The organism is Stenotrophomonas sp. STEN008 (assembly GCF_056760435.1).
The window spans coordinates 1-16,532 of sequence record NZ_JBRRET010000059.1 but is presented as its reverse complement, the minus strand read 5'-3'; the positions used below and the strand labels follow the sequence as shown (position 1 = coordinate 16,532).

15 protein-coding genes and 1 pseudogene are annotated in these 16,532 nt (G+C 67.8%); 9 read left to right on the top strand and 7 right to left on the bottom strand.

All coding sequences use genetic code 11. The features are described from left to right. Nucleotides 1–219: 219 nt before the first annotated feature. Nucleotides 220–624 (bottom strand): hypothetical protein, encoded by a 405-nt coding sequence (locus tag ACVOME_RS17900; RefSeq protein WP_481505350.1) that lies wholly within the window; start codon nt 622–624, stop codon nt 220–222. 169 nt (nt 625–793) lie between these two features. Between ACVOME_RS17900 and ACVOME_RS17895 the strand changes: the two genes are divergently transcribed. Continuing rightward, complete coding sequence (locus tag ACVOME_RS17895) at nt 794–2,824, top strand: M3 family metallopeptidase (RefSeq protein WP_197572355.1); 2,031 nt, start codon at nt 794–796, stop codon at nt 2,822–2,824. Nucleotides 2,825–2,907: 83 nt separating this feature from the next. On the opposite strand, the gene ACVOME_RS17890 is transcribed toward ACVOME_RS17895, so the two are convergent. Together ACVOME_RS17890 and ACVOME_RS17885 are read right to left on the bottom strand one after the other, a co-directional pair. Continuing rightward, nucleotides 2,908–3,711 carry an SDR family oxidoreductase gene (locus ACVOME_RS17890; RefSeq protein ID WP_481505349.1) on the bottom strand — a complete coding sequence of 268 codons (804 nt, stop codon included), beginning with the start codon at nt 3,709–3,711 and terminating at the stop codon, nt 2,908–2,910. Then, the gene (locus tag ACVOME_RS17885) at nt 3,708–4,274 is read right to left on the bottom strand and encodes a DUF1415 domain-containing protein (protein WP_053519826.1); all 567 of its coding nucleotides are present in this window, start codon (nt 4,272–4,274) and stop codon (nt 3,708–3,710) included. Before ACVOME_RS17885 ends, ACVOME_RS17890 begins: the two co-directional genes overlap by 4 nt. A gap of 193 nt (nt 4,275–4,467) precedes the next feature. Between ACVOME_RS17885 and ACVOME_RS17880 the strand changes: the two genes are divergently transcribed. From ACVOME_RS17880 to ACVOME_RS17870, 3 genes are all read left to right on the top strand, one after another. Then, entirely contained in the window at nt 4,468–5,934 is a 1,467-nt protein-coding gene (locus tag ACVOME_RS17880) for a benzaldehyde dehydrogenase (protein WP_481505348.1), read from the top strand. Between the two features lie 17 nt (nt 5,935–5,951). Further along, nucleotides 5,952–7,079: an NAD(P)-dependent alcohol dehydrogenase gene (locus ACVOME_RS17875; protein ID WP_481505347.1), complete on the top strand. Its 1,128-nt coding sequence runs from the start codon at nt 5,952–5,954 to the stop codon at nt 7,077–7,079. A 116-nt stretch (nt 7,080–7,195) separates the two neighbouring features. Next, nucleotides 7,196–8,293 (top strand): helix-turn-helix domain-containing protein, encoded by a 1,098-nt coding sequence (locus ACVOME_RS17870; RefSeq protein WP_481505346.1) that lies wholly within the window; start codon nt 7,196–7,198, stop codon nt 8,291–8,293. A 35-nt stretch (nt 8,294–8,328) separates the two neighbouring features. Here ACVOME_RS17870 and ACVOME_RS17865 read toward each other — a convergent pair whose 3' ends face one another. Further along, nucleotides 8,329–8,811, bottom strand: coding sequence for a YajQ family cyclic di-GMP-binding protein (locus ACVOME_RS17865; RefSeq protein WP_053519819.1), 483 nt, complete (start codon nt 8,809–8,811; stop codon nt 8,329–8,331). Between the two features lie 119 nt (nt 8,812–8,930). Here ACVOME_RS17865 and ACVOME_RS17860 point away from each other — a divergent pair, with 119 nt between their 5' ends. The 3 genes from ACVOME_RS17860 (at nt 8,931) to ACVOME_RS17850 (ending at nt 11,728) form a co-directional block, all read left to right on the top strand. Continuing rightward, nucleotides 8,931–9,827 (top strand): DMT family transporter, encoded by an 897-nt coding sequence (locus ACVOME_RS17860; RefSeq protein ID WP_065175182.1) that lies wholly within the window; start codon nt 8,931–8,933, stop codon nt 9,825–9,827. 207 nt (nt 9,828–10,034) lie between these two features. Continuing rightward, nucleotides 10,035–11,042 (top strand): methionine ABC transporter ATP-binding protein, encoded by a 1,008-nt coding sequence (locus ACVOME_RS17855; protein WP_053519817.1) that lies wholly within the window; start codon nt 10,035–10,037, stop codon nt 11,040–11,042. Beyond that, nucleotides 11,039–11,728: a methionine ABC transporter permease gene (locus tag ACVOME_RS17850; RefSeq protein ID WP_053519816.1), complete on the top strand. Its 690-nt coding sequence runs from the start codon at nt 11,039–11,041 to the stop codon at nt 11,726–11,728. Before ACVOME_RS17855 ends, ACVOME_RS17850 begins: the two co-directional genes overlap by 4 nt. Before the next feature lie 82 nt (nt 11,729–11,810). On the opposite strand, the gene ACVOME_RS17845 is transcribed toward ACVOME_RS17850, so the two are convergent. From ACVOME_RS17845 to ACVOME_RS17835, 3 genes are all read right to left on the bottom strand, one after another. Beyond that, nucleotides 11,811–12,389 carry an LON peptidase substrate-binding domain-containing protein gene (locus ACVOME_RS17845; RefSeq protein ID WP_065175087.1) on the bottom strand — a complete coding sequence of 193 codons (579 nt, stop codon included), beginning with the start codon at nt 12,387–12,389 and terminating at the stop codon, nt 11,811–11,813. Beyond that, nucleotides 12,386–13,750, bottom strand: coding sequence for a UDP-N-acetylmuramate:L-alanyl-gamma-D-glutamyl-meso-diaminopimelate ligase (gene mpl, locus ACVOME_RS17840; protein WP_197572636.1), 1,365 nt, complete (start codon nt 13,748–13,750; stop codon nt 12,386–12,388). The genes ACVOME_RS17845 and mpl overlap by 4 nt, the downstream gene beginning before the upstream one ends. 322 nt (nt 13,751–14,072) lie before the next feature. Next, a complete protein-coding gene (locus ACVOME_RS17835; protein WP_053519211.1) occupies nt 14,073–14,636 on the bottom strand; it encodes an adenylate kinase in 564 nt (187 codons plus the stop codon). Between the two features lie 135 nt (nt 14,637–14,771). Here ACVOME_RS17835 and ACVOME_RS17830 point away from each other — a divergent pair, with 135 nt between their 5' ends. After that, on the top strand, nt 14,772–16,028 hold the full coding sequence (locus ACVOME_RS17830; protein ID WP_053519209.1) for a 6-phosphofructokinase: 1,257 nt from the start codon (nt 14,772–14,774) through the stop codon (nt 16,026–16,028). Between the two features lie 8 nt (nt 16,029–16,036). Continuing rightward, nucleotides 16,037–16,433 (top strand): annotated as a pseudogene (locus tag ACVOME_RS17825) (DUF488 domain-containing protein). Nucleotides 16,434–16,532: the final 99 nt, after the last annotated feature.

Below are 16,532 nucleotides of genomic sequence, written 5' to 3'. Positions count from 1 at the left end.
CGCCCGCGGGGGGGCCGCCCCCGCCCCCCCCCCCCCCCCCCCCCCCCCCCCCCGGGCCCCGCGGGCCGCCCCCCCCCCCCCCCGGCGAGCGCAGCGGCGCATCAGAGCCCGTCGATCCCGGTAGCGCCGGGGCATGCCCGGCGAGCGCAGCGGCGCATCAGAGCCCGTCGATCCCGGTAGCGCCGGGCCACGCCCGGCGAGCGCAGCGGCGCATCCCGATCAGTACCCCGCCGCAGTGAACGCGTCGAGCACCACATCGCGCAGCGCATCAGGCAGCGCCTCGATGTCCATCGCGCGATCATCCAGGTGCAGCCGTGGGTCCAGGCTGCTGATGCGGTCCTGGGCCAGCGCCTGCAGCCACAGCAGCACGCAGATCACGAACTCGCGCTCGTGCCCCGGGTGCAGGTGGCTGGCACCGCGTTCGATCACCTCGAACGGGTACCACTCCTGCTCATCGTTGAGGATGCCGCCCTGCTGCATGAGCACGTGCAGCTCCTGCAGATGGCGCCGGGCATCATCGCCGGGATCGCACAATGTGGCGATCCAGGACAACTCCTCCGCGCTGGCAGACAGCGCCAGCGACCGGACCGGCAACGCGGTCGCAACCTGAGCCAGACCTTCCATGTGGGGCCTCTATCGGCATGTTCCGCTGCGGACTCCCCCGCACCCAGAGCTTCCGCGCGACCCCGTAAGGCCGACGTGAATGATCGGCGCGCCCCCCTTGTCTGCGGCTCCGGCCAGCGCCATATCGACTGGGCTGCCCGCTCCTCGGGCCCGTAACTGGAGATCTGCCGTGACCGCTGCCAACCCCCTGCTCGATTTCTCCGGCCTGCCGCGCTTCGAGGCGATCCGCCCCGAGCACGTGGCGCCGGCGCTGGACGTGCTGCTGGCCGAGGCCGAGGCCGCCGTCAACGCAGCCGAACAGGTGCAGCCGGTCCGCTGGGACACCTTCGTGGTCCCGCTGGACGATGCCACCGAGCGGCTGTGGCGCGCCTGGGGCCTGGTCGGCCACCTGCAGGGCGTGGTCAACACGCCGGAACTGCGCGAGGCCTACAACAGCAACCTGCCGCGGGTGACCCGCTTCGCCAGTGCGCTGGGCCAGAACCTGGCGCTGTACCGCCAGTACCAGGCACTGGCCACCGGCCCGGAGGCGGGGTCGTTCGATGAGGCCCGGCGCAAGGTGCTGGACAATACGCTGCGCGACTTCCGCCTGGGGGGCGCGGAGCTGGCGCCGGACGCCCAGCAGCGGTTCGCCGCGATCAAGGAAGAACTGTCGGCGCTGTCCGCGAAGTTCTCGCAGAATGTGCTGGACGCCACCGATGCGTGGTCGTTGATCGTGGAAGACGAAGCACGCCTGGCCGGCGTGCCGGACGACGTGAAGGCTGCCGCGCGTGCGGCAGCGGCGAACGATGGCAGGGACGGTTGGAAGTTGACGCTGCAGATGCCGTGTTATCTGCCGGTACAGACCTGGGCCGAAGATCGTGACCTGCGCGAGATCCTGTACCGGGCCAGCGCGCAGCGCGCTTCCGAATTCGGCGATGACGCGTTGGACAACAGCGGCAACATCGACCGCATCCTGGCCCTGCGGGCCGAACTGGCCGCACTGCTCGGCTTTGATTCCTACGCCGACTACTCGGTGGCCACCAAGATGGCGCAGGACCCGGCCGAAGTGCTGGGCTTCCTGCGTGACCTGGCGTCGCGCGCCAAGCCGTTCGCGGCCAGGGACCGTGCCGAACTGGAGCAGTTCGCGCGTGACCACCTGGGCATCGACAGCCTGCAGGCCTGGGACCTGGCGTTCGCGGCCGACCGCCTGAAGCAGGCGCGCTACAGCTATTCCGAGCAGGAGGTGAAACAGTACTTCACCGAGCCGAAGGTGCTGGGTGGATTGTTCTCGGTGATCGAGCAGCTGTATGGACTGCGCGTGCAGGAGGACAGCGCGCCGGTCTGGCACGAGGACGTACGCTTCTTCCGGCTGGTCGATGCGCAGGACGCGCTGGTAGGCCAGTTCTATCTGGATCTGTACGCCCGTGAGGGCAAGCGCGGCGGTGCGTGGATGGACGATTGCCGCAACCGGCGCGAGCGTGCCGATGGCAGCGTGCAGACGCCGCTGGTGTACCTGGTGTGCAACTTCGGTCGCGGCGCCAACGGCAGGCCTGCTACGTTCAGCCACAATGAAGTGACCACGCTGTTCCATGAAATGGGCCATGGCCTGCACCAGCTGCTGACCCGGATTGGTGAGCTGGGCGTGGCCGGCATCAATGGCGTGGAATGGGATGCGGTGGAGCTCCCCAGCCAGTTCATGGAGAACTTCTGCTGGGAATGGGACCACCTGCAGCGCATGACCGCGCACGTGGAGACGGGTGAACCGCTGCCACGTGCGCTGTATGAGCGCATGCTGGCCGCGCGCAATTTCCACAGCGGCATGGCGACTGTCCGCCAGCTGGAGTTCGGTCTGTTCGACATGCTGCTGCACAGCCAGTTCGAGCCCACGCAGGACAGCGTGCTGGCACTGCTGGAGCGCGTGCGCGGCGAAGTGGCGGTGAATCATCCGCCAGCCTGGAACCGCTTCCCGCATCAGTTCAGCCACATCTTCGCCGGTGGCTATGCGGCCGGCTACTACAGTTACAAATGGGCCGAGGTGCTCAGTGCCGATGCCTATGCGGCGTTCGAGGAAGCACCGCAGGCATTGGCCGCGACCGGTGCACGTTTCCGCGACGAGATCCTCTCGCGCGGGGGCAGCCGTCCAGCGGCCGAGAACTTCAAGGCCTTCCGTGGCCGTGCGCCGCAGATCGATGCGCTGCTGCGCCATTCGGGCATGGCGTAAGCCGCTCTGGTAGGTGCCAACCTTGGTTGGCACTTCCTGGCAATGGTGCGGACCAAGGTCCGCACCCACCGGAAAGCGGTGCTCTATTCGGCGTAGATCATCTTCCGGGTCATGCCGCCGTCGACGATGAAATCCTGGCCGGTGGTGAATCCGGACAGCGGCGACAGCAGGTACACCGCCAGCGCGCCGATGTCTTCCGGGCGGCCGACGCGGCCGACCGGATGCTGTGCGTGGTCGATGGCCGAATACTCGGGCGCATGGCGCCGGGAGGGCGCCTGCCACTCGCTGGTGCCGATCCAGCCCGGACTGATGCTGTTCACCCGTACAGCCGGTCCGGCGCTGACTGCCAGCGCGTGGGTGAATGCCACCAGTCCGCCCTTGGCCGCGGCATAGGCTTCGCTATGGGCTTCGGACTGCCGGGCGCGGGTCGAGGCGATGTTGATGATGGCGCCGGCGCCACCGGATGACAGTGCCGGCAGGGCATGCCGGCTGCACAGGAAAGCGCCATGCAGCGATGACAGGCGGCGCTGCCATTCGTCCCACGCCATGCCCTGCAGTGGCGTACCGTGCGCACCGGCAATGCCGGCATTGTTGACCAGGCCATCGATGCCGCCAAACCGCTGCACCGCCGTGGCGATGAACGCGCGCACGCTGGCTTCGTCGGTGATGTCCAGGGGCTGGAACGCCGCATCGTCATCGCGATGCCATTCGGCCAGGCAGGCGTGGCCGGCTTCCGTATCCAGATCACCGATCAGCACGCGGCCGCCGGCACCGAGCACGGCCTGGGCGATGCCGCGGCCGATGCCATTGGCGCCACCGGTGACCAGCACCACCTTGCCCGCCAGCGGCGCGGCAGGCCAGGCAGCGATCGGCGGAGCCGCGCTCATGACAGGTCTTCGCCACGCAGGCGGCGATGCCAGCCGTCCACGCCGATGCGGTCCAGCGTCTGGATGTTGCGCTCGACGATCACGTCCGGATCGGGGAAGGCGTCCACCGCGCGTGCCACGCTGTCCTCGCGCAGCAGGTGCAGCGTGGGATAGGGCGCGCGGTTGGTGTAATTGCTGGCGTCGTTGGCGGCCACGCCTTCGAACTGGTAGTCCGGATGGAAGCTGGCCACCTGCAGGATGCCCTGCAGATCGAGCGCCTCGATCGCCGCGTCGGCGTTGTCGAGGAAGTCGTTGTAGTCCAGGAAATCCGTCAGCACCTGCGGGTGCACGATCAGGGTGGTGTCGATCTGCTCGGCCGGCGTGTCCCGCAGCAGCACCAGTTCCTCGGCCAGCTGTTCGACCAGTGCTTCGGGGGTGGTGGCATCACTGAGCACGAAGCGGACCTGGTCCTTCACATATACGGCCTTGGCGAACGGACACAGGTTCAGGCCGATGACGATGCGCTCCAGCCACAGGCGGGTGGCGGCGATCGGGTCGTCGGTGGGCAGGGCGATATCGGTCATGGCGGGCACATCGGCGGGCGAGGTCGCCATTGTAGGCAGTGTGCCGCCGCTGCGCTGTTCACTGTGCAGGAACTGGACAGTCGCCATGCTGCAAATCCCCGCCGATTCAAGCCTTTGCAGGCCACCGGCAGATGGCCGATTGCCTGCTGCGGGCGGTAGGCGTGGAATGGACGCACGACACAGGAGGACACCCATGACTGCATCTTCTCCGTGGCTGCCGGACGCCCTTTGGGCCGGCGCCCTCTTCGACGGCCGGTGGCAGGCGGCCGCGCAACGGCAGCCGGTGATCGAGCCGGCCACCGGTAACACGCTCGGCCAGATCGGCCTGGCCGACGCGGCGCAGGTGGCGCGCTCGGCGGCGGCCGCTGCGCAGGCGCAGCAGGCGTGGGCGGCGGCTCCGTACGAACAGCGCGCTGAAGTGCTGCGCAAAGCGGCACGCCTGGCCGAAGAACACATCGACACCCTGGTCGAATGGCTGGTACGCGAAAGCGGCTCCACCCGCCCGAAGGCAGGTTTTGAAGCCAAGGTGACCATCAAGGCACTGCACGAGGCTGCGGCGCTGCCGTCGCGCAGCACCGGCGAGATTCTGCCTTCCGAGCCGGGCCGGCTGAATCTGGCGCGGCGCCGACCGCTGGGTGTGGTAGGGGTCATCTCGCCTTTCAACTTCCCGCTGTATCTGGCCATGCGCGCGGTGGCGCCGGCCATCGCGCTGGGCAACGCGGTGGTACTCAAACCTGACCCGCGCACAGCGGTGTGCGGCGGGGCGGTGATCGCACGCCTGTTCGAGCAGGCCGGCCTGCCGGCAGGCGTTCTGCACATGCTGCCCGGTGATGGCGTGGCCGGCGCTGCGCTGACCAGCGATCCGCACGTGGCGATGATCCAGTTCACCGGCTCCACCGCCGCCGGGCGCAAGGTCGGAGAGGCGGCGGGCAAGCATCTGAAGAAGGTCTCGTTGGAGCTGGGCGGCAAGAACTCGTTGATCATCCTCGATGATGCCGACCTCGACCTGGCGGTGGCCAACACTGCGTGGGGGGTCTACCTGCATCAGGGCCAGATCTGCATGGCGACCGGCCGCGTGCTGGTGCAGCGGAAGATCCACTCCGCTTTCCTGCAGAAGCTGGTGGCCAAGGCCAATTCATTGAAGGTGGGCGATCCGGCGCGCGAAGACGTGGCGATCGGTCCGCTGATCAATGCCGGCCAGCGCGACCACGCCACGCGCGTGGTCGAGCAGGCAGTGCAGGCCGGTGCCTCGCTGGAGGCCGGAGGTACCCATCGCGATCTGTTCTTCGCGCCGACCGTGCTTGGCAACGTCTCTGCTGACAATCCGGCGTTCAACGAAGAAATCTTCGCGCCGGTGGCGGTGGTGGTGCCGTTCGACGATGACGACGATGCCGTGCGCCTGGCCAACGACAGCGAGTACGGCCTGTCGATGGCCATCGTTTCCAGCAATGTCGGCCGCGCACTGAAGCTCGGTGAGCGCCTGCGCACCGGACTGCTGCACATAAACGATCAGACCGTGAACGACGAGGTGATCAATCCCTTTGGCGGTGTCGGAGCATCCGGCAATGGCACCAGTATCGGCGGCCCCGCCAACTGGGAGGAGTTCACGCAGTGGCAGTGGTTGACCGTCAAGGGCGAGGCGCCCGCTTATCCGATCTGATCGAAGGAGCCATCACGATGAACGACAATACGGCAACACGCGAGATCACCGCTGCAGTGGTCCGCGGCAAGGAACAACCCTTCGTCATCGAGCAGGCCCGGCTGCGCGGCCCGCAGGAGGATGAGGTCCTGGTGAAGGTGGTAGCCACCGGCCTGTGCCACACCGACCTGATCGTGCGCGATCAGTACTACCCGGTGCCGTTGCCCGCGGTGCTGGGTCACGAAGGCGCCGGCGTCGTGGAGGCGGTCGGCCCCAACGTAAAGGAACTGAAAGCAGGGGATCACGTGGTGCTGACCTATGGCGCCTGCGGCCACTGCAATCCGTGCCGGGGCGGTCATGGCGCCCACTGCAGGGATTTCTTCGCGCTGAACTTTGGTGGCGATGATGGCCACGGCCATACCGCCATCACCGATGCGCAGGGTCAGCCGTTGCACGACCATTTCTTCGCGCAGTCTTCGTTTGCCACCTATGCGCTGGCGCGCGAGATCAATGCGATCAAAGTGCCCGACGATGCGCCTCTGGAACTGCTGGGCCCGCTGGGCTGCGGCATCCAGACCGGTGCCGGCGCGGTACTCAATTCGCTGAAGGTACGCTCGGGCAGCAGTTTTGCCAGCTACGGTGCCGGCGCAGTCGGTCTGAGTGCGGTGATGGCGGCCAAGGTGGCCGGTGCCACGACCATCATCGCCATCGATGTGGTGCCGTCGCGGCTGGCACTCGCGCTGGAGCTGGGCGCCACCCACGTGGTCAACAGCCGCGAGACCGATGTAGTCGAGGCCGTGCGCGCCATCACCGGCGGTGGCGCTGATTTCGCGCTGGAATCGACCGGTCGCCCGGAGGTGCTCTCTGCGGGTATCGAGGCCTTGGGGGGCTTGGGCATGATGGGCGTGGTCGGTGCACCAAAGCTGGGCACCACCGCCAGTTTCGACGTGAACAACCTGCTGCTGGGTGGCCGCAGCATCCGTGGCATCGTGGAAGGCGACAGTGTGCCGCAGGTGTTCATTCCGCAGCTGGTCACGCTGTTCCAGCAGGGCCGCTTCCCGTTCGACAGGCTGGTGAAGTTCTACCCGCTGGAGCAGATCAACCAGGCGGCCGAGGACAGCACCCGGGGCATCACCCTGAAGCCGATCCTGCGCATCGCGGCGTGATCTGAGGGCAGGGCTGCAGGGCTTCGCCCTGCACCTGCCGGATGGGCGGCAACCGCAGGCCAATACCTCATCGGAGCGTAACGTGGCGTTGCCGCTGGCGGGTGTACGCTGCGCCCATGATCGCAACCTCCGTCGGGCAACAGCAGCTGGTAGCGGCACGCGCGGCCTTTGCCGAGGGCGACGCGCGTTCATTGAGCGTGTTGCCGCAGCCGTTGCAGCAGTCGTGGATGCGCTCGCGCGCGGCTGGCCTGCAGCCCGGGCAGGAACCGGTCTACCTGCCGCTGCAGAGCGATGGCCGGCATCTGCCACAGCGCGACGACCGTCGCCTGGCACGCTGCGTGCAACCGGAGCTGGAACAGCTGTGGGCCGCTTTCGGCGGACGTGGCTGGACGATGTTCTGCGCCAACCGCGAGGGCATGGTGATCGCGCAGCAGGCGCATGGCCTGGAAGACTCGTCCCTGCTGCGGCCGATCCAGGTCGGGCGGCGGCTTGGCGAAAGCGAGATCGGCACCACCGCGCCGGCGGTCAGCCTGGCCGACGACCTGCCAGCGCTGGTGCGCGGCAATGAACATTACCTGCAGCGTTTCGCTCCGGTGTTCTGCCTCAGTGAACCCCTGCACGATCTCGACGGGCGGGTATGCGGAGTGATCGATATCACCGGGCTGGGTGAGCGCGATCCTTCGCTGCTGCAGGGCTATTTCCGGCAGGCCGCACTGGCCAGCGAGAATCGCCTGTTCCACACGCTTGCCGATGTGCACCTGCTGGCGCTGCAGCATGATCCGCGCTGGCTGGCGTCACCCTTGCAGGGGCTGCTGGCGGTGCAGGAGGATGGCCAGCTGCGCGCCGCCAACCGTGTGGCCCGGCGTCTGTTGGGCCTGCCGCGGCGCGGGCCACTGCCGTTGCTGGATATTGCAGCGGTGTTTGCCGGCGCCAGTGCCGCACAGCGGCGGCGCCTGCTGCAGCCGGGGGTGCCGCATCGGGTCCGGTTGGGCGAGGGCAGTGCGGTCTACCTGCAGCATCTGCAGGCGCCGCGCAAGGTCGCTGGCAACAGCGTGCGACGGTCTTCACCGGCGACGATGGCGGCGCCGGCGCTGCGCGATCAGCAGCGTGAAGCGGCGCGCCGGGCGGCGCAGGCGGCGGACGGCAATCTCAGTCTGGCCGCACGCCAGCTGGGCATCTCGCGCACCACGCTGTACAAGCTGCTGCGTGATTGATCGAGCGCGGTGCCGGGCCACGCCCGGCGGAGCAGTCAGTCGCGGAAATTGTTGAACTGCAGCGGCAGCTCGAACTTGCCGGCCTTCAGTACTGCGATCGCGTCCTGCAGATCGTCGCGCTTCTTGCCCTGCACGCGCAGCTTGTCGCCATTGATCTGGCTTTCCACCTTCAGCTTGGCGTCCTTCAGTGCGGCGGCGATCTTCTTGGCCACCTTCTGCTCGATGCCCTGCTTGACGGTGATCTTCTGCCGCGCCTGCGCCAGATTGGTCTCGATGTCGCCGAACTCCAGGCTCAGCACGTCGATGCCGCGCGCTGCCAGACGCGCACGCAGGATGTCGTTCATCTGCTTGAGCTGGAACTCGGTCGGCGCGAACTGGTTGATGACATCGCCATCACGCTCGAACTTGGCGTCCACGCCCTTGAAATCGAAGCGGGTGCTCAGTTCGCGGTTGGCCTGATCGATGGCGTTGGTCAGCTCGTGGGTGTCGACTTCGGAGACGACGTCGAAGGAAGGCATGGGCGATGCTCCACAGAATTCAGTGCGGACATTCTATCGCGCCGGCCAGCCTGCCCGCTTTCCGTGGCGCTGGGCATCGCTGCAACGGCATCCCGCCGCCGGCTCGGCGATAATGGGCCATGAACGTGCAACGCTCCCCCTCGCGCGCGGTGGCCTGGATGGTCGCCGCGGTCGCCTGCTTCTCCCTGATGGACGCCGGCATGAAGCAGCTGGCGGCCAGCTATCCCACCCTGCAGGTGACCTTCCTGCGCGGCGCGGCGTCGTTGCCGTTCGTGCTGGTCTGGGTGCTGGTCAGCGCGGGCCCGCGTTCGCTGGTGCCACGTCGCTGGGGCCTGCATCTGCTGCGTGGCGCGCTGGGCATGGCGATGATCGGCTGCTTCGTGTTCGCGTTGCGCGATCTGCCACTGTCCACCGCCTACACCATCTACTTCGTCGCGCCGCTGCTGATCGCGGCCCTGTCGGTGCCGCTGCTGGGCGAACGGGTCGGACCGCGTCGCTGGGTGGCCATCGGCATCGGCCTGGTCGGCGTGCTGGTGGTGCTGCGGCCCGGCGTGGATGGGTTCATCTCGGTGCCGGGCCTGATGGTGCTGGCCGCGGCCACCGCCTACGCCGTTGCCGCGATCACGGTCAGCCTGCTGACCCGTACCGACACCTCGCAGTCGATGGTGGTCTGGTTCCTGGTCATCATGGCGATCGGCGCGGGCCTGCTGGCGATTCCCGGCTGGAGGCCGCTGCTGCTGGCGCACGCGCCGCTGATCGCGGGCATGGGGCTGGCCGGTGCGCTGGGTCAGATCGCCCTGACCAAGGCCTTCCAGCTGGGCGAGGCATCCATGATCGCGCCCCTGGAGTACAGCGGCCTGGTCTGGGTGATCGGATGGGATCTGGCTTTCTGGGGGCAGTTGCCGGATGGCTACACCTGGGTGGGGGCGGCGATCATCGTGGCGTCGGGCCTGTACCTGCTGCACCGCGAGCGGGTGAACCGCCAGCAGCCGCCGAAGCCGCTGGATCATCCCTGAACCGGTTTGGCCGGGGAGCGGGGTCGGAGCCCCTGCGGGGATCCGACCCCGGGGTCAGATCCCACAGGGGCTCTGGCCCCGGAACCCGGCCGGAGCAGGCGCCTTAGAACCAAAAGGAATAACATTCTGGCCCATGGCGCAGGCGCGCGACCGCCGGCGCTGGTAGGCTGCACGCCCCCTTCTGTCGCCTGCCGGTGAGCCGCTCCCGTGATCGAGTTCCAGCGCCTGCACAAATCCTATGCCGTTGCCGGCCGCGCGGTCAGCGCGCTGCAACCGCTGGACCTGACCATCGAGGCCGGCGAGGTCTTCGGCATCATCGGTCATTCCGGTGCCGGCAAATCGACGCTGATCCGCATGATCAACCGCCTGGAAGAGCCTTCCGGTGGCCGATTGCTGATCGGAGGCGAGGACATCACCACGCTGGATGCCGACGGCCTGCGCTCGCTGCGCCGGCGAATCGGCATGATCTTCCAGCACTTCAACCTGCTGTCCTCGCGCACGGTGGCGGGCAACGTCGCCTTCCCGCTGGAGCTGGCCGGTACACCGAAGGCGGAGATCGACAGCCGGGTGGCCGAACTGCTGCAGACCGTCGGCCTGCAGGCACACGCACAGAAGTACCCGGCGCAGCTGTCCGGAGGCCAGAAGCAGCGCGTGGGCATCGCCCGTGCCCTGGCCACCCGCCCGCAGATCCTGCTGTGCGACGAGGCCACCAGTGCTCTCGACCCGCAGACCACCGCGTCGGTGCTGGCGCTGCTGTCGAAGATCAACCGCGAGCTGGGCCTGACCATCGTGCTGATCACCCACGAGATGGATGTGATCCGCCGCGTCTGCGACCGGGTGGCGGTGCTCGATGCCGGCCAGCTGGTGGAGACCGGTCCGGTCACCCAGGTGTTCCTGCATCCGCAGCATCCCACCACCCGCCGTTTCGTCAGCGAATCGGAGCATGTGGACGAAGGAACGCTGCACCGTGATTTCGACGCCGTGAGTGGGCGCATCGTGCGCTTGACCTTCCTCGGTGGCGATACCTACGAACCCCTGCTGGGCAGCATCGCGCGCCAGACCGGGGTCGATTACAACATCCTGTCCGGGCGTATCGACCGGATCAAGGACACACCATATGGCCAACTGGTCGTGGCCCTGGTCGGTGGCGATCACGCCGCCGCGCAGGCCGCGTTCGTGGCCGCTGGCGTGCATGTCGAGGAACTGCGTCGATGATCATTGCTGCTGCGGACGGATTCTTCCGCCACCTGGACGCCGGCAAGTGGGCCGATATCGGCCAGGCCACCATCGACACCCTGCTGATGCTGGCCGGTTCGCTGCCCTTGACCCTGGCCATCGGGCTGCCGCTGGGCGTGCTGCTGTACCTGTTCGGTGCGCCGCAGATGAAGCGTCGTCCGTTCGCCTATGGCGTGCTGGCGCTGGTGGTCAACCTGCTGCGCTCGGTGCCCTTCATCATCCTGATGATCGTGCTGATTCCGGTGACGCTGTTCATGATGGGGACGTCGCTGGGTGTTCGCGGTGCGATCGTGCCCCTGGTGATCGGCGCCGCACCGTTCTATGCGCGGCTTGTGGAAACCGCGCTGCGCGAAGTGGACCGTGGGGTGATCGAGGCGACCCAGGCGATGGGCGCAACCACCTGGCAGCTGGTCACCCGTGTGCTGCTGCCGGAAGCGCGGCCGGGCCTGATCGCAGGTGCTACGGTCACGACCGTTGCGCTGATCGGCTTCACCGCCATGGGCGGTGCGATCGGCTCGGGCGGCCTGGGCGATCTGGCGTTCCGTGATGGCTACCAGCGTTCGCACACCGACGTCGCGCTGGTGACCGTGGTGCTGCTGCTGGTGCTGGTGCAACTGCTGCAGATGCTCGGCGACCGGCTGGTCGCACATTACACCCGCAGGTAACCGGCACGTCCGCCCGGGGGGGGGCGCCGCCCGCCCCCCCCCCCCCCCCCGGCACCAGTTCCAAGCGCTGCGTGAATGATTCTTACGGCATCCAGCCCAGCAACTGCTGCAGGCGCTGATGCGGATCGTCCATCTGCAGCAGTTGCAGGCGCTGCTGTTCGCTCAACGGCAGCAGCTCGGCCAGGCGCCAACCGACCCAGCTTGCCTGGTCCAGCAACGCAGGGTTGGCCGGAGCGTAGGCTTCGCCGGCCTGCTCGATGATGTGACCCAGCACGGTGGCCAGCAGCGCATGCTGTGGACGCAGCTCGTCATCCGGGTCTTCTTCGCACCAGCGCACATCGGCCACCACCAGGCCGTTGTCGCGCACCCGGGTGCGCTCGACATGGAAGCGGCGGGTACCGCGCAGGCGCAGCTGCAGCACGCCGTCGGCGCCGACATCGAAGTCCTCGATGCGTACCTGTACACCGTAGGCGGCCGGCGTTGCCGGCGCACCGACCTCCTGGCCATCAAGGATCAGGCAGACGCCGAATCCCTCCGCACTGCGGCCGCTGTCGCGGATCAGGTCCAGATAGCGGCGCTCGAACACGCGCAGGCCGATCGCCGCGCCAGGCAGCAGGGTGGCGTGCAGCGGGAACAGGGGCAGTGACGCGTCCGTGCTCATCGCGCCTGCAATGCTGCGAGGAAACGGCGCGGCGCGCCGTCGAAGCCACCATTGGACATGAACACCACGTGGTCACCGCGGTGCACGCGCTCCTGCAGCTGTGCCAGCAATGCGTCGGTATCGGGTACCGCGTGCGCGTGGCCGCGCACCGCTGCGATCACCGACGCTGCGTCCCAGGCCAGCTCGGGACGATGCAGGAACACCACCTCGTCGGCCAGCGCCAGCGAGGGCGCAAGCGCGTGTGCATGTGCGCCCAGCCGCATCGAATTGCTGCGCGGTTCCATCGCCACCACGATGCGTGCATCGCCCACCTTGGCGCGCAGGCCCTCGAGGGTGGTGGCGATCGCGGTGGGATGGTGCGCGAAGTCGTCGTAGACGGTGATGCCGTCGTGGCTGCCGATCACTTCCATGCGCCGCTTGACGCTGCGGAAGCGCGCCAGCGCCGGGATCACCTCGGCCGGTGCCACGCCCACCGCATGGGCAGCGGCCAGCGCAGCCAGGCCATTGAGCACGTTGTGCCGCCCCAGCAGCGACCATTGCACATCGCCCAGCGCTTGCCCGTGATGGTGCACGCGGAAGGCGCTGCCATCGGCGGCCAGCAGTTCGGCATGCCATTCCAGCGCCGGATCGAATCCGAAACGCTCGACCGGCGTCCAGCAGCCCATTGCCAGCACTTCGGCCAGGTGCATGTCCTCGCCGTTGACGATCAGGCGGCCGCGCGCCGGCACGGTGCGCACCAGATGGTGGAACTGGCGCTGGATCGCGGCCACGTCCGGGAAGATGTCGGCGTGGTCGTATTCGAGATTGTTGAGGATGGCGACCAGCGGCCGGTAGTGGACGAACTTGCTGCGCTTGTCGAAGAAGGCGGTGTCGTACTCATCGGCTTCCACCACGAACTCACGGCCCTGACCGAGGCGGGCGGAAACGCCGAAATCCTCGGCCACGCCGCCGATCAGGAAACCCGGTGCGCGACCGGCATTCTCCAGCAGCCAGGTGAGGATGGTCGTGGTGGTGGTCTTGCCGTGGGTGCCGGCCACAGCCAGCGTGTCGCGGCCCGGCAGCACCTGCTCGGACAGCCACTGCGCGCCGGAGCTGTAGCGCTGGCCGGCGTCGAGCACCGCCTCCACGGCCGGGTTGCCACGCGAGAGCGCGTTGCCGATCACCACCTGGTCGGTGCCCGCCGGCACGCTGTCGACCCGGTAGCCCTGGTCCAGGGTGATGCCCAGCTGCTCCAGCTGGGTCGACATCGGCGGATAGATGGCCTGGTCACTGCCGCTGACCGTATGGCCCAGTTCCCGCGCCAGGGCGGCCACGCCACCCATGAAGGTGCCGGCGATTGCAAGGATATGTACGCTGCTCATGAGCGAGGATTGTGACCGATCACGGCTGTATAGGGCCAATGTCCGTAATGGGGTCAGACAAGTCCTACACCCGATGTGAGAAAACTCCAGCCACCTGTCAGGGAATTCCCGATAGCGATGTTCTGTGAACCCGGACACAATTCGGATTGCCAGCCGCAGTACCCGAACCGGTCCTACTCCCCAAGAGGCCATCCCCAAGGGAGCTCATGCTGCGGGGCCCTGAGCAAGCCCTCCGCTGGCACCTATGAAAACGACACAGGCCTGGTCCGCAAGGACCAGGCCTGTGTTCTGCATGCCGACCGCAGCCGGCCGCGCGCCTGGTTCAGGCCTTGATCGCGGCCAGGATGCGGGCTTCGATCTCGTCGAGCTCGCCGACGCCATCGACGCGGGCCAGGGTGCCCCGGCCTGCATAGAAATCCACCACCGGCGCGGTCTGGTCGTTGTAGACCTGCAGGCGCTGGCGCACCGATTCGGGATTGTCGTCGGCGCGGCCCTGCTCCTTGGCGCGGCCGGCGATGCGTTCGACCAGCAGTTCGGTGGCCACATCCAGCTGCACCACCGCATCCAGCGGCTGACCGATCTTGGCCAGCAGGCCGTCCAGCGCATTGGCCTGCGCCACGTTGCGCGGGTAGCCATCCAGGATGAAGCCCTTGGCGACATCCGCCTGGGCCAGCCGCGACTCAAGCATGCCCAGCAGGATCTCGTCCGATACCAGGTTGCCGGCATCCATCACCGCTTTCGCCTGCTTGCCCAGCTCCGAGCCCGCAGCGATCTCCGCACGCAGCATGTCACCGGTCGAGATATGGGCGATGCCCAGCTTGTCCTTCAGGCGCGTCGCCTGTGTCCCCTTGCCCGAACCGGGCGGTCCCAACAGAACCAATCGCATTGACCTGACTCCAACGTGTTGAAAACAAAGAAGGTTCGCGTCCCGGACGGTCCGGTATCGCTGCACCGCAATAGCGCCACTTTACCGCATCCGGGTAATGTCCCTGCAATGTCCCTCCCCTGAGCAGGTAGAAGCATGCGCAACGGTACCCTCCTCTATGCCCAGTCCGGTGGTGTCACCGCGGTCATCAACGCCACCGCTGCGGCGGTGATCGAACAGGCTCGGGCCAAGGGCATCAAGGTCCTGGCGGCCCGCAACGGCATCCTGGGCGCCCTGCGCGAAGAGCTGATCGATACCAGCAGGGAGAGTGCGGCGGCCATCCGCGCCCTCGCCCATACACCGGGCGGTGCCTTCGGTTCGTGCCGCTTCAAGCTGAAGTCGCTCGATGCCGACCGTGCGCGCTACGAACGTCTGCTGCAGGTCCTGCGCGCGCACGACGTGCGCTGGTTCCTCTACAACGGCGGCAACGACTCGGCCGATACCGCGCTGAAGGTCTCGCAGCTGGCCAAGGCATCCGGCTACGACCTGACCTGCATCGGCGTGCCGAAGACCATCGACAACGACCTGGCTGTTACCGATACCTGCCCCGGCTTCGGCTCGGCGGCCAAGTACACCGCGGTGTCGGTGCGCGAGGCGGCGCTGGATGTCGCGGCGATGGCCGAGACCTCCACCCGCGTCTTCATCTACGAAGCGATGGGCCGCCATGCCGGGTGGCTGGCCGCTGCCGCAGGCCTGGCCGGCAATGGCGACGATGAGGCCCCGCACATCATCCTGCTGCCCGAACGTGCCTATGACGAGGCGGCCTTCCTGGCCAAGGTCAAGGCGGTGGTCGAACGCGTCGGGTACTGCGTGGTCGTGGCCTCCGAGGGCATCGCCACGGCAGATGGCCGCTTCGTCGCCGATGCCGGCGGCAGCAAGGATTCATTCGGTCATTCGCAGTTGGGCGGCGTCGCCGCGCACCTCGCTGGCCGGGTCAAGGACCAGTTGGGGCTGAAGGTGCACTGGGCCCTGCCCGATTACCTGCAGCGCTCGGCACGTCACATCGCCAGCCGCACCGACTGGGACCAGGCGCAGGCCGTGGGCAAGGCGGCCGTGCAACTGGCATTGAAGGGCCAGAACGGGGTGATGCCGGTGATCGTGCGCAGCAGCGACGCACCGTACCGCTGGAAGATCGAGTCCGCGCCGCTGTCGAAGATCGCCAACCACGAGAAGAAGATGCCGGCCGGCTTCATCCGGCGCGACGGCTTCGGCATCACTGCCCGGGCGCGCGCCTATCTGTCACCGCTGATCAAGGGCGAAGCGCCACTGCCGTACGGCGCCGATGGCCTGCCGAAGTATGTGACGCTGAAGAACGTGGCAGTGAAGAAGACGCTGCCGGCCTTCGAGGTCTGACTGCGATCATGGCCCTGCGGATCGTCCGCCTCGGTTCTCCGCGCGTTCCGGGCGAAGGCCTGCGCATCGGCACCGTACGCCGCCCGCCGCCCGCCGCGCGGCGTGCCACGCAGCGAGTTCGCCCGCCAGGACTGGTACGACGTCTGGTTCCCGACGTTGTCGCCCAGCGCGGAACGGGTGAAACAGGCTCGCGGGGCGACCACCGCGGCCGACTGGAATGCCTTCTTCCGCAGCTACCGTGCCGAGATGAAGGCGCCCGACGCAGCCCACGCGCTGGATCTGCTGGCCGCGCTGTCGCAGCACACCGACATCAGCGTGGGCTGCTACTGCGAGGATGAGGCGCACTGCCATCGTTCGGCACTGCGTGACCTGCTGGTGGCCCGCGGTGCGAAGCTGGCCGAGTGATGGCAGGGGTGGCCGCCCGCGGCCCGCCCTAACCGGGTATCCGCCCGGCCAGGCCCCCCCCGACCCGGGCGCGCCGCAGTAAAAACACCCCCCGCCGGG

Coding starts and splice junctions, on each gene's coding strand:
- ACVOME_RS17835 (WP_053519211.1), bottom strand. CDS start 14,636: ATGCGATTGGTTCTGTTGGGACCGCCCGGTTCGGGCAAGGGGACACAG.
- ACVOME_RS17880 (WP_481505348.1), top strand. CDS start 4,468: ATGACTGCATCTTCTCCGTGGCTGCCGGACGCCCTTTGGGCCGGCGCC.
- ACVOME_RS17900 (WP_481505350.1), bottom strand. CDS start 624: ATGGAAGGTCTGGCTCAGGTTGCGACCGCGTTGCCGGTCCGGTCGCTG.
- mpl (WP_197572636.1), bottom strand. CDS start 13,750: ATGAGCAGCGTACATATCCTTGCAATCGCCGGCACCTTCATGGGTGGC.
- ACVOME_RS17845 (WP_065175087.1), bottom strand. CDS start 12,389: ATGAGCACGGACGCGTCACTGCCCCTGTTCCCGCTGCACGCCACCCTG.
- ACVOME_RS17885 (WP_053519826.1), bottom strand. CDS start 4,274: ATGACCGATATCGCCCTGCCCACCGACGACCCGATCGCCGCCACCCGC.
- ACVOME_RS17830 (WP_053519209.1), top strand. CDS start 14,772: ATGCGCAACGGTACCCTCCTCTATGCCCAGTCCGGTGGTGTCACCGCG.
- ACVOME_RS17865 (WP_053519819.1), bottom strand. CDS start 8,811: ATGCCTTCCTTCGACGTCGTCTCCGAAGTCGACACCCACGAGCTGACC.
- ACVOME_RS17850 (WP_053519816.1), top strand. CDS start 11,039: ATGATCATTGCTGCTGCGGACGGATTCTTCCGCCACCTGGACGCCGGC.
- ACVOME_RS17870 (WP_481505346.1), top strand. CDS start 7,196: ATGATCGCAACCTCCGTCGGGCAACAGCAGCTGGTAGCGGCACGCGCG.
- ACVOME_RS17890 (WP_481505349.1), bottom strand. CDS start 3,711: ATGAGCGCGGCTCCGCCGATCGCTGCCTGGCCTGCCGCGCCGCTGGCG.
- ACVOME_RS17860 (WP_065175182.1), top strand. CDS start 8,931: ATGAACGTGCAACGCTCCCCCTCGCGCGCGGTGGCCTGGATGGTCGCC.
- ACVOME_RS17875 (WP_481505347.1), top strand. CDS start 5,952: ATGAACGACAATACGGCAACACGCGAGATCACCGCTGCAGTGGTCCGC.